The sequence below is a fragment of the Bacillus sp. UNC322MFChir4.1 genome (assembly GCF_000746135.1).
Taxonomy (GTDB): Bacteria; Bacillota; Bacilli; order Bacillales; family Bacillaceae_G; genus Bacillus_A.
Genome location: NZ_JQKQ01000014.1, coordinates 1 through 12,992 on the forward strand (window position 1 = coordinate 1; position 12,992 = coordinate 12,992).

Below are 12,992 nucleotides of genomic sequence, written 5' to 3' on the forward strand. Positions count from 1 at the left end.
GGCATTATGTTTGGCATTTGATTGTTTTCCATCATCGGCATTATGTTTGGCATTTGATTGTTTTCCATCATTGGCATTATGTTTGGTATTTGATTGTTTTCCATCATTGGCATTATGTTTGGTATTTGGCTGTTTTCCATGATTGGCATCACGTTTGGCATGTGGCTATTTTCCATGATTGGTACCGTAATGTTAGGTGGGAGTACTTGCGGGATTTCTTTTGTGCTTTCGGGCATAACTATATTACTTACGTTTTCTTTCTTCACTTCTGGTGCAACGATATTACTTACGTTCTCTTTCTTCACTTCTGGCGCAACGACATTGCTTACATTTTCTTTCTTCACTTCTGGCGCAACGACATTACTTACATTTTCTTTCTTTACTTCTGGTGCAACGATATTACTTACGTTTTCTTTCTTCACTTCTGGCGCAACGACATTGCTTCCTTTCATCTTATTCACTTGCGGAGCAATTAAATTACTCCCCTTTTTTATGATATCTGCAATTTTATATTCCTTCGCTGGTTTGACTGGTGGTTGCGGCGGCTGTGGTAAAATGTTTACGGAAAATTTCGTACTCTCTTTTTGTTTTTCCACTTTGCTAACAGTCGGTTGCTTTTCGACAATTGGTTTCTTTTCAATAATAGGTTGTTTTTCCACCGGCTTCTCTTTTTGTATCGGTTGCTCCTTTTGCACTTCTTTTTGTATAGGCTGCTCTTTTTGCACTTCCTTTTGCGGTTTTACTTGCATTTCCTTCTGGGGCATTTGCGCTGCTGGCTGTTCTGTAATTGGCCCAGCTTGCTGAGCCATTTCTTCCTCTTCTTCTATACCAAGAGGTTTCGGCGCTACTGGAAATTCCTTTTGCTGCACTTCTTTTACATATTCTTTTGGAGGGACTGAACCAGCACCTGGATTTTTTTTAATTGGAATACTGTTAGTTGGTACTTTAATTTTCATGCCAGGCATAATTAAGTCTGGATTACTGAGCTGTGTATTCACTTTTTTTAACGCTTCAAAATCTACCTCGTACTTTTTTGCAATTTTCCAAAGGGTATCCCCTTTTTGTACGATATGAATTTTCAATTTTTCCCCCTCCTGTATAACTTATCTATAATAAAGTGAAACTTCCATCAGTGGAGGTTTTCTTCCCCCACCTGTCTTATTCGCTTTTCTCGGAATCTTTAGGTGTGGTCTTACTGTCCATGACTAGCGGGATAAAAACGAATATAAACACAATGATTTCTTCACCACAATGTATGCTCATAAAAGTAAAATTATGTACAAAAGAAAAAGCAACGGAAATCCGTTGCTTTTATACGCGCTCTAACATTCTGTTTAATGCAAGTATCGCGAATTCCGTTACCTTTTTATCTACCTCAATTACATTTACACGTTCTCCGTTTAAGATTGTTTCTAGTGCCCATAATAAATGTGGTAAATCGATACGATTCATCGTTAAGCATGGACACATAAATGGATTGAGTGAAATAATTTCTTTATCTGGGTGCTGCTGAATAATCCGATTAACTAAGTTCATTTCTGTACCGATTGCCCACTTGCTTCCAGACGGAGCCTTTTCAATCATATCAATAATATATTTTGTTGAGCCTGCATAGTCAGAAGCAGCAACAACTTCATAGCAACATTCCGGATGAACAATAATATTCATATCCGGATGATTTCTCCTTACACTTTCAATATTTTTCACAGTAAAATTTTGATGGACCGAACAATGTCCTTTCCATAAAATAACTTGCACATCTTCCATATTCCCGTCATATTCTAATGAATCTGTGTGCGGATCCCAAATTGCCATGTTTTCTAATGGTATACCAAGATCATATGCTGTATTACGCCCTAAATGCTGATCTGGTAAAAATAAAATCCGCTCTTTTTGTGTAAATGCCCATTTTACCATCTCTTTCGCATTAGAAGATGTAACTGTCGCGCCGTCATTTCGGCCGCAAAATGCTTTAATTGCAGCTGTTGAATTTACATAAGTTAATGGAAGTATTGTATCTCCAAATAGTTGCTGCAATTCTTTCCAAGCTCGCTCTGTTTGTTCAATATCGGCCATATCAGCCATCGAACAACCAGCTCGCATATCAGGAAGAATAACAATTTGTTCATCTGTTGTTAGCATATCAGCTGTTTCTGCCATAAAATGAACACCGCAAAATACAATATACTTTGCCTCTTTATTACGCGCTGCCACTTGTGCAAGCTGCAAAGAATCTCCTGCCCAGTCTGAAAATTGAACGACCTCATCTTTTTGGTAATGATGCCCTGGAATGAAAAGCTTTCCCCCTAACTTTTTTTTAATTTCACGCACACGCTCTTCCATCTCTTCGATTGACATTGTTCCATAACGCTCTGGTAGCATCGTTTCAATCGGCTTTACTGTTTCTAAAATATTCATCAATGAAGTCCCCCTCTTCTCCCAATCACACTTCAATATTGAAACTAATATCCAACGCTTTTACAGAATGCGTTAACAATCCTAACGAAATGTAATCCACACCCGTTTGGCCATAATCCGCTACATTTTCCATCGTAATTCCGCCCGAAGCCTCTGTAACAATTGCACTTGGAACGAGCTTACAATATTCACGTACTTCTTCTGGTGTACGGTTATCAAACATAATAATGTCTGCTTTGGCAGAAACTGCTTCTAATACTTGTTCTTCCGTCTCTGTTTCTACTTCTACTTTCACCATATGTCCTAGCTGCTCTTTCACCGCTGTTACCGCCTTTGTAATCGACCCAGCAAATGCAATATGATTATCTTTAATCATGACACCGTCGTATAATCCAAAACGATGATTATAACCGTCGCCGCATACAACGGCATATTTATCAAACATACGAAGCCCTGGCATCGTTTTTCTCGTATCACAAATGCGTGTATGACTGCTCCCTAGTGCAGTAACTGCTTTTCTTGTCATCGTCGCTACGCCGCTCATACGCTGAATAACATTTAACACAACACGCTCAGCTGTTAATAAAGAAGCTATCGGCCCTTGTACAGTAGCAAGGATATCTCCGTTTGTTACCATGTCCCCGTCTTTTTTATGAAGTGTTACTTCAATTCGATGATCTAATAACAAAAAACCTTCCTTAATTACATCAGCTCCTGCAAACACACCTGTATCTTTAACAAGCAATGTTCCCTTTGCTTGCAGATCGTTTGGAAAAATAAGCTGCGACGTTACGTCTCGCTCCCCAATATCTTCTAGAAAAAATTGTTTCAATGCCTCTTTTACTTTTAACGCATTCATAGTACCCCTCTTTTCTTATGCGAATTGCAATATATTCTTTCTCATCACAATTTCATGCATCTTATTACTACGATTTGGGAAATCACTGCGATAATGACCGCCGATACTCTCTTTTCTTTGCCGTGCAGCTTTTGTTAGTAACTGACAAACTGTTAACATATTGATAATTGTTATATCTTCATTTGTGAGATTTCCATATGGAAACAGTTTGTTATATGTCCCATACCGCTCTAACCATTGCTTCGCATACAATAAGCCTTCTTCTGTGCGGACAATTCCAACGTATTTCATCATCATCTCTTGTATTTCTTCTTTGTTTGGTAATTGTATTTGTTGTAAATTACCCTTCACTATTTCATTAGTACCCACGATTCGCGGTCTACTATTTTCTAAAATGTGTTCTCCGACACGTTCCCCAAAAACAAGACCTTCTAATAATGAATTACTCGCAAGGCGATTCGCACCATGTACACCATTACATGCAACTTCGCCAACTGCATATAAACGTTTAATTGACGTTTCCCCATCACAATTTGTTTTTACACCGCCCATATGAAAATGAGCGCCTGGTACAACTGGAATATATTGATCCTGAATAGCTACGCCATGTTTTTCACATAAAGAAGCGACCGTTGGAAATCGCTTTTCAAAATTTGCAATAGATGATATATCTAAATGCACCGTTTCACCTGCTAACATTTGTTCATGAATGGCACGCGCCACCACATCACGAGGTGCAAGGTCTTGTTGTTCATGAACATTTGTCATAAAGCGCTCTCCTTTTCCATTCCGAAGAATCGCTCCTTCTCCGCGCACCGCTTCTGAGACAAGGCCGCAGCCAGCACCATTTACGTACAACATTGTTGGATGGAACTGTACAAATTCTAAATCGACAAGCTCTCCCCCGGCTCGGTACACCATCGCTAAACCATCGCCTGTAACAGTACAATCATTAGAAGTAAATGCATACAGTCCTCCAATACCACCTGTTGCCAATACGACACTCTGCGCGTAATACTTTTGTATATTCCCTTCACTATCACGTGCTACAGCGCCGTGACAAGTTTGATTTTCTATTATCAAATCCAGGACCATTTCTTGTTCAACAACCGTCACGTATGGAAGTACTTGCTCTGCAAGATGCGCTAATAAGTTTTTTCCAGTTGCATCCCCGCCCGTATGTAAAATACGTCTTTTTCGATGCGCCCCTTCTTTTCCAAGGTGAAGCCCTCGTTCATCGCCGTCAAAGTACATCCCATTATCTAATAATGTTTGCATTTCTCGCGGTCCATGCTCTACTAAATAGCGAACCGCTTCCGTATTGTTATAATGGCAGCCCGCTGCAAGTGTATCTTCATAGTGGTTATCTGGATGATCAGATGAAGATACTGCTGCTGCAATCCCGCCTTGTGCTAAATTTGTATTGTTGTTTCGCCTTGTTTTCTTTGTGATAATTATCACATTCTTTTCGTGGCAAATGGTTTGTGCAACGCGCAGCGCCGCAACCCCGCTCCCGATAATTAAGACATCTGCATTTGGCATTTTCATTGCCCCCTACTTTACACTTTTCAACTGTCTTGACACCTATATTTACATATAATTAAAATAATAACAAGAACTTTTTAGAAAACGATATGAAAATCTTATACAGAAAGGGCTATGCTCTATGATATACATGGACTATGCTGCAACAACACCTATGAGTAAAGAAGCGCTAGAGACATACACAAAAGCCGCTGAACGTTATTTTGGAAATGAGCAAAGCTTACATGATATTGGCGGGTCCTCCGCCTCTTTGTTACAATCTTGCCGCCAAACATTGGCTGCGATGATCGGCGGGAAAGAACGAGGCATTTTTTTTACAAGCGGCGGATCTGAATCGAACTATCTTGCCATTCAATCATTATTAAATACCCAGAGCGGCAAGCATATTATTACAACACCTATGGAACATGCATCAATCCGAAATTATTTTCGTCTACTTCAAAAGCAAGGCTATGAAATTACTGAAATTCCAGTGGATTGCTTTGGCATGATTCAACTTGACGAACTCGAGCGTGCGATTACGGAGCAAACCGTTCTTGCAAGCATTCAACACGGAAACTCTGAAGTCGGCACACTGCAACCAATTGCTGAAATTGGAGCCATTCTCAAAAAACATAACGTCTTATTTCATACCGATTGCGTACAAACATTTGGAAAAATACCGATTCATGTAGAAGAAATGAATATTGATAGCCTCTCTGTTTCAGCGCATAAAATTTACGGGCCAAAAGGAGTCGGCGCATGCTATATTAACCCGCAAGTACGCTTTGGAGAAGTATTTCCAGGAACCACTCATGAAAGAGGATTTCGCCCTGGCACCGTAAATGTCCCAGGCATTGCTTCGTTTATTACGGCAGCGCAGCACATGCTACAGAACCAACAAGAGGAAATAGGACGTTTACAAAAATTACGAACATACTTCATGAAGCAATTGCAAGCTCTTTCACCTGAAATACAAATTGAAGGTCATTCTACTTCTTGTTTACCGCACATCATTGGGGTTACAATAAAAGGAATAGAAGGTCAGTATACGATGCTAGAATGCAATCGCCATGGCATTGCGATTTCAACAGGAAGTGCTTGTCAAATCGGAAAACAAGAGCCTTCTAAAACAATGCTTGCGATTGGCAAAGAACATGATGAAGCGAAACAATATGTCCGTTTTTCATTCGGACAGCAAACAAAAGCAGAACACATCGATGCAGCTGTTCATGCAATTGCAGAAGTTAGAAATCAATTCAATAGAGGTGTTAATAGAAAATGAATCAAAATGACCAAAAAAAAATTTTAGGTGAGGAAAGAAGACAGCTCATTTTAGAATGGCTCCTCGCTGCAAATAAACCATTATCCGGCAGTGAATTAGCAAAGAAAACAAACGTAAGTCGTCAAGTTATCGTACAAGATATTTCTTTATTAAAAGCACGAAACGAACCGATTATTGCAACGGCACAAGGATATTTATATTTAAAAAGGGCAGAAAAACAACATACTACATTCGAGCGTATTATCGTTTCCAATCATCAGCCATCACAAGTACGCCAAGAACTTACAATACTTGTTGACCATGGAGTTACCATTAAAGATGTAAAAGTAGAACATCCAGTGTACGGAGATTTAACTGCTTTAATTCTAGTAAGTAACCGATTTGAACTTGAACAGTATTTAAAAAAGATTGAAGAAACAAAAGCGGCTTATTTATCTCAGCTTACAGATGGGATTCATTTACATACAATCGAAGCAGATTCGCTTGAAAAGTTAAATGCTGCCTGCGCGGCATTGGACCGAGCTGGGTTTCTTGTTCATTAAAAAACGCACAGAGAATTTTACTTTCTCTGTGCGTTTTTTATTTTTATCATGCTACAATGGAGAAAATGATGGGAAAGGAGATAATATATGGGGATTGAACTCATTCACTTTAGCATTGGGAAACCAAAAACAATGCAATATGCAGAGAATAAAGAAATGACAAGCGGCATATGTAAACAGCTTGTGGAAGATGCTTTTTTATCAACAGATGGATTTCGAGGAGACGGTGTTGCTGACTTACGCTTTCACGGCGGGCCTGATCGTGCCGTTTGTGTTTATCCTTATGAACATTATGATTTGTGGGAAAACGAGTTTCATATATCACTTCCTTCATCTGCATTCGGAGAGAATGTAACAGTTACACATATGCTAGAACAAGATGTTTGTATTGGCGACATTTATCAGCTCGGCGATGCAATTGTTCAAGTGACGCAAGGAAGAATACCGTGCAGTACAATTTCGAAACGACTCGGTATTTCTGGCATTTTACCTCGTATTGTTGAAACTGGCTTTACAGGATATTTATGCCGCGTTCTACAAGAAGGGATGGTTCGTAAAGACTCACAAATTACGTTACTCGAACGTCATCCGCACCAAGTTTCCATTCTATTTGCGAACGAGATCTATTTCCGAGGTCAAAAAGATGTAGAGGGCATGGAAAAGATTATTGCCGTTCCTGAACTCGCCGAAGAGTGGCGAAAATCATTAATGACACGAATTGAAAAATTAACATAAAGAATCCCAATGCATACGCTACTTGGGATTCTTTTTTATACCCAATAAGAAGAATAACTCCCGAGTAATGTAACCGAAAAACCAAGTGCTTCTAATTCCATTTTCACTCCCGGAAGCAGAACATCATCATACTCTTTTTCGACATCAATTAAGAAAAAATAATTACCAAGCCCTGTTTTCATTGGACGAGACTCAATTTTAGAAAGGTTTAATTTCCTCCATGCAAATGCGGATAACACTTGATATAATGCCCCTGCATAGTCTGAAGGTAACGTTATCATAAGCGTTGTTTTCGCCTTGTGCTTCTCTCCATTTTTCGGTAATTCCACACGATCGCTCTTATGTAACACGAGAAAACGTGTATGATTATTTTTATGCGTATGAATATCACGCTGAACAATCGATAATCCATACTTTTCTGCCGCAGCCTCATTAGCAATTGCCGCAATTTTTTCTTTTGGGTGTTCCATCACAAACTGTGCAGCGGCACTCGTTGATGTCATATCCCGAACGGTCACACCTTTTAATTCCTGGTTTAAAAATTTATGGCACTGCGCAATCGCATGTGGATGAGAATGCACCGCATATACATCTTGCCAATTTTGTGCGTGCTGCGGATGAACGAGCAAATGTTGCTGGACAGGTACTGTAATTTCACCAACAATCGGCAGCATTTGCTCATGTACAAGATAATCAATCGTAATATTTACCGAGCCTTCAATCGCATTTTCAAGCGGGACAACTGCAAAATCGACAACACCATTTGCTGCTGCATCTATACAATCTGGAATGGTTCGGTACGGTACATGTTCAGCCTCAGGAAAGAAGCGACTCACCGCCATATTTGTAAATGTTGCTTCTGGTCCTAAATAGCCAACTCGAATCGTCATATCGTCCCCTCTTTTTCGTTTTCTTACTGTTATATCATAAACACTTCTATTCTTCTACTTGTTTTTCGAAAATTACAACAAAAAAGACTAGCAAAAGCTAGCCGATCTGTTTCATGTATTCTTTTTGTGCAAAGAAGAAATAGAGCGCACATGCGATAAGATAAATAGCAATTACTTCTAAAACGCCCCAAGGTGCTTTCATAGAAAAGGCCTTTTGGCACGTATGTAAAGCAACTGCACTATGTACACTTCCTAATAGAACCGGAAAAAAGAATAGAATCCCTAATTGCCAACGTGAAATCTTATTTATTTCTTGCTTTGTCATTCCGAGTTTCAAAAGAGTTTGATATTGCAAGCGGTCATATTCAATATTATGAAACCACTTAAAATAAACTGTACTACAAGACGCTAGAAAAAAGAGGACACTAATGAACGAACCGACAAATAATACTAGATTCCCTCCGTCTTTCATCATCTTATAATTGTACACATTATTACGAGTTACTGACTCTTTCCCTTTTAAAATGCGAGATTGTAATTCCTCACCTAATCTTCCTGTATTGTCCCAATCTCTTACTTCATACCCATTGTATACATATTTTTCATGATTCGGAACTTGACGAGAAAGCTTCTGAAAATCTTGATTGTGCATAACGAAGAATCTTCCGCTCCGCTGACTTGTATCGCTATTAAATGCATTCCCTTCATATGCTCCGTTATATGTAAAGCGATATGTTTCTTCGAGTACTTTAAAATTTATATACTTCTTAGGATCTTTAGGGAGAAGATCATACTCACTATAATAAATAAATGTCACTGTCCCCTCTTTCGGATGAATCTGCTGCTTCGACTGTCTTTTCGCTTCTCTATTATATTCATCTTCTCCAATCACAGTTGCATAAGATTCTTTACCAGAATCTAATTGAAATATTGCTGGGAGACCGACAAATGTTGCATAACGAAAATCATTGACACCGTGCTTACGCAATATCTTTTCAACCGTTTCTTTCTCCATTATTTCCCTAGAGTCAATCCCTTTTTCAACATAGGAAAAAGCATGCGGCTGTTCATACCGAAATAGTTCTCTCATGTTTGAAAAAAACAAATAAACAGAGCCTGTCGCCGTTACTACTATCGTTGTTAGCATAGATAAAATAAAGAAAAAGCGCCGATTATCTTTCACTGTATGTAACAACTGATTAATAACGAATAAATGCGGATAACGATACATGAAACCCTTTCTATTTTTAATTCCTTGTAATACTTGAATTAGGCCATGTGTACATACAAAATACGTACCAACTGTCGTTAAAATAGAAACAGGTATAAAATAAAGAGCAATGTTCATCATCGTCACTTTTGTTGTTAACCCATAACCGATACTTATACAGATGAAACCGAGCCAACAAAGCCACTTCTTACTTCTTGTTTCTTTTTTTCCTTCTTGCATTTCTTTTAATAGATGAATAACTTCTATTTTCCATATGCGCAGCGCACTAAAAATGGCTAAAAGAATAAATACAGCACCATATGTCATAATCGTTATCACAATAACCTTCGAGCTGAGCACAAACGGCAATGCAGTCTGCATATTAAGCAATAAACTAAAAATCATAAAAAATAGCTTTAAAAATAACGTCCCAATCCCAATTCCGAAAAAGCTCGCAAGGAGCCCCACTACCATTTGCTCCATGATCATCATCCAAATGAGATTTACTTTCGTAGCTCCCATTAATATGAATAGCCCCAATTCTTTTTTTCGAGACTGTATAAAGATCGAACTAGAATACAGAATAAATAAAATCGAAAACGCAATTACAATTACATCACACGTAATTAGGCCCCCTTGTAAACCTTTATACAGCTCACTCACTTTCAACTGAGGATGCAAAATAATAGATGTATACATAAAAAAAGCAAAAACTGAGAAACAGCTACTTAAGAAAAATATTTTGTAGTTGTGCCAATTCCCTCTAACATTTTGAAAAGTAAGTTGATAAAACTTCACCTTTCTCCCCCCTAAAACCCGTTACATATGTAAAAAGCTAGGAAGTCCTAGCTTTTTACGTGCTTTAAATATCCTCTTTGTGCAATCGCAAAATATAATGCGGATGCTAATACGTATGCTGTAATAATAACCGCTCCTGATTTCCATAAGTCTAGATACAACATGTTTCCTAGTGTATATAATGCAAATCCACTATGCAAAACACCTATCAAAATCGGAATAAAGAAAATAGCTCCCATTTGCCGAACTGCAATTTTACGAATCTCTTGATCGGTCATACCAATTCGTTTTAAAGAATGAAATTGAATACGGTCTTGTTCTTTATCATTAAACCACTTAAAGTATGTCATGCTGCAAGCGAAGAAGAAGAACAATATTGTTATGAAGAAACCAATAAACATCGTAATCGCACCATTTTCTTTCACATTTTGATAAACAAGAATTGCATTATCAAAATTTTCTTTTTTATCATCGGCGATGTGACCTTTTAATTCCTTCACGAGAGCCTCCGTATCTTTCCAGTTCTGAATATAATAGCCGTAATACATCATCTTTTCTGCATCTGGGACGGCAGCTGCATACTTGGCGTAGTCTTGTTCATTTACAACAAATAAATTACCAGTATTAAATAACGCTTTTGTATACGGCTTATTTAACTTCAGCTCATACGATTGATTTTGTACTTTAAATGTAAAAGGCTTCGCTGCATCAAATTTCATGAGTTCATTCATCATATCCAACACAACCATTGTGCCAGTTCCCGGTTTATTATGAATCTCCTGTTCCTGTTGCTTTCGTGCTTCTGCATTAAATTCTTGCTCAGAGATAATTCTTATATCAAACTCTCGGTCTTCATTCATCCATTTTATATGAAACGTTCCTGGTATTTCTTTTAAGGTTACTTTTCGTGCCTGTTCAAAATTATGTTTTTTAAGTAGTGATTGCAATGTTTCTTCTTTCACCACTTCATGAGAGTTTACCCCTTTTTCTTGAATGGAAATAGCATGCGGAGTATGATCCACTACTTTCCCACTCATATCCTCAAAGAAGACGTATAACGTCCCCATTGCCGATGCAACAATTGCTGTGATGATCGAAACAACAAATAGAAAACGTGCGTTATCTTTCATCTTATAAACGAGATTACTAATAACGAACAAATTCGGTTGCTTATAAAAAAGCGACTTTCTCTTTTGTAATGCTTTTAATAAGACAACACTTCCTTGCGTGAATAAAAAATAGGTTCCGATAATCGTTAAACCAACGATTGGAAGGAAGTACACCGTAAGGTTCATAAACGTTACTCGGAAGCAAAGAACGTAAGCAACGATAATACTTAGTAATCCGACTAAAAATAACCATGTAAACGAAAACGGCTCGACTCTTTGTTTTCTTGCATCGCGAAGTAAATCAATAATTTGCAGCCGCCATATCGTCCATAATCCAAATAATGATAAGACGAAAAAGAGAATCAAATATACACCGGCAGTAATTGCGATTGCTTTTCCATTCCATACAAATGGCAATGCTTTTTCAATTCCTAATACAGCACTGACTGCTTTAAAAAAGAGTGGTAAACCAAGCATACCGAAAGCAATTCCAATGACAATTGAAATACAGCCAAGAATCATTTGCTCTAGCATGATCATTCTTCCTAACTGTCCTTTTGTCGCACCAATTAAAGTGAATAGTCCTAGTTCTTTTTTACGAGCCCGTAAAAAGATGGAGTTCGAATATAAAATAAATAACGCAGAAAATAAAACGACAATATAATTACATGTCTCTAACCCTTTTTCAACGCGCATTTTCTGACTAATGTTACCACCAACGACATCTGGATGATAAATAAACGAAGCATACATAAAGAACACAAAAATCGATAAACAGCTACTAATTAAAAACGCTTTATAATTACGCCAATTTCCTTTGACATTATTAAACGCGAGCTGGCGAAAGTTCATGGTACTCTCCCCCTAACATCGCAAGTACGTCTAATATTTCTTGGAAGAAGGCTTGCTTTGTTTCTCCTTTATGAATCTCTGAAAAAATTTCCCCATCACGAATAAATAAAATACGTTCACAATAGCTTGCCGCAACAGGATCATGCGTTACCATAGCAATCGTCACTTTCTTCTTTTCATGAAGTTCCTGCAGAGCACCCATTAATGATTTTGCTGATTTAGAGTCTAAGTTTCCTGTCGGTTCATCAGCTAAAATTAAAGTCGGCTGATGAATAATCGCCCGCGCTGCTGCTGCACGCTGCTGCTGACCACCCGATACTTCGTACACTTTTTTATGTAAAATTTCTTCTATGTTTAGAAACTTTGCAATTTCTAATACTTTCGCATCAATTTCTTTCACAGGACGATTTGCCATTACTAGTGGCAATATGATATTTTCCTTAATGGATAACGTATCAAGCAAGTTGAAATCTTGGAAAATAAATCCTAAATGTGTACGACGAAACGCCGCAAGTTTAGCAGCACGCATTTGACTAATCTCTTCACCGTTCATATAAACGTGACCTGATGTCGGCTTATCAATGGTTGCTAATAAATTGAGAAGCGTTGTTTTTCCGCTTCCTGATGGCCCCATAATGCCGACAAATTCACCCTCTTCAATTTTAAAGTTAATATTATTCAACGCTGTCGTTGTTACCGATCCTTTTGATTGATACACCTTTGTCAAACCTTTTACTTCAAGAACGCTCATTTCGAATCCCCCTATATGT

The 12,992-nt window shown here is 38.1% G+C and carries 11 protein-coding genes; 3 read left to right on the forward strand and 8 right to left on the reverse strand.

All coding sequences use genetic code 11. From position 1 onward, the window contains the following. From safA to nadB, 4 genes are all read right to left on the reverse strand, one after another. On the reverse strand, window positions 1-1,082 hold a 1,082-nt coding region (gene safA / locus BR72_RS07240; RefSeq protein WP_035431491.1), incomplete at its 3' end, for a SafA/ExsA family spore coat assembly protein. 229 nt (window positions 1,083-1,311) lie between these two features. Next, window positions 1,312-2,418 carry a quinolinate synthase NadA gene (nadA, locus tag BR72_RS07245; protein WP_035431494.1) on the reverse strand — a complete coding sequence of 369 codons (1,107 nt, stop codon included), beginning with the start codon at window positions 2,416-2,418 and terminating at the stop codon, window positions 1,312-1,314. A gap of 25 nt (window positions 2,419-2,443) precedes the next feature. Beyond that, entirely contained in the window at window positions 2,444-3,277 is an 834-nt protein-coding gene (gene nadC, locus BR72_RS07250; RefSeq protein WP_035431496.1) for a carboxylating nicotinate-nucleotide diphosphorylase, read from the reverse strand. A gap of 15 nt (window positions 3,278-3,292) precedes the next feature. Then, window positions 3,293-4,819, reverse strand: a complete 1,527-nt coding sequence (nadB, locus tag BR72_RS07255; RefSeq protein WP_035431500.1) for an L-aspartate oxidase — start codon at window positions 4,817-4,819, stop codon at window positions 3,293-3,295. 124 nt (window positions 4,820-4,943) lie between these two features. Between nadB and BR72_RS07260 the strand changes: the two genes are divergently transcribed. The 3 genes from BR72_RS07260 to BR72_RS07270 all read left to right on the forward strand — a co-directional run bounded on the left by BR72_RS07260 (window position 4,944) and on the right by BR72_RS07270 (window position 7,363). Further along, window positions 4,944-6,086: an IscS subfamily cysteine desulfurase gene (locus BR72_RS07260; RefSeq protein ID WP_035431502.1), complete on the forward strand. Its 1,143-nt coding sequence runs from the start codon at window positions 4,944-4,946 to the stop codon at window positions 6,084-6,086. After that, window positions 6,083-6,628 (forward strand): transcription repressor NadR, encoded by a 546-nt coding sequence (locus tag BR72_RS07265; protein ID WP_035431504.1) that lies wholly within the window; start codon window positions 6,083-6,085, stop codon window positions 6,626-6,628. Before BR72_RS07260 ends, BR72_RS07265 begins: the two co-directional genes overlap by 4 nt. Before the next feature lie 87 nt (window positions 6,629-6,715). Continuing rightward, window positions 6,716-7,363 (forward strand): MOSC domain-containing protein, encoded by a 648-nt coding sequence (locus tag BR72_RS07270; RefSeq protein ID WP_035431506.1) that lies wholly within the window; start codon window positions 6,716-6,718, stop codon window positions 7,361-7,363. A gap of 35 nt (window positions 7,364-7,398) precedes the next feature. Here the strand turns inward: BR72_RS07270 and pheA are convergent, their stop codons facing one another. The 4 genes from pheA to BR72_RS07290 form a co-directional block, all read right to left on the reverse strand. Further along, window positions 7,399-8,253, reverse strand: a complete 855-nt coding sequence (gene pheA / locus BR72_RS07275) for a prephenate dehydratase (protein WP_035431507.1) — start codon at window positions 8,251-8,253, stop codon at window positions 7,399-7,401. Window positions 8,254-8,350: 97 nt separating this feature from the next. Further along, window positions 8,351-10,261 (reverse strand): ABC transporter permease, encoded by a 1,911-nt coding sequence (locus tag BR72_RS07280; protein WP_035431508.1) that lies wholly within the window; start codon window positions 10,259-10,261, stop codon window positions 8,351-8,353. A gap of 47 nt (window positions 10,262-10,308) precedes the next feature. Beyond that, window positions 10,309-12,222: an ABC transporter permease gene (locus BR72_RS07285; RefSeq protein ID WP_035431509.1), complete on the reverse strand. Its 1,914-nt coding sequence runs from the start codon at window positions 12,220-12,222 to the stop codon at window positions 10,309-10,311. Beyond that, window positions 12,197-12,973 (reverse strand): ABC transporter ATP-binding protein, encoded by a 777-nt coding sequence (locus tag BR72_RS07290; RefSeq protein WP_035431510.1) that lies wholly within the window; start codon window positions 12,971-12,973, stop codon window positions 12,197-12,199. The genes BR72_RS07285 and BR72_RS07290 overlap by 26 nt, the downstream gene beginning before the upstream one ends. Between the last annotated feature and the right edge of the window lie 19 nt (window positions 12,974-12,992).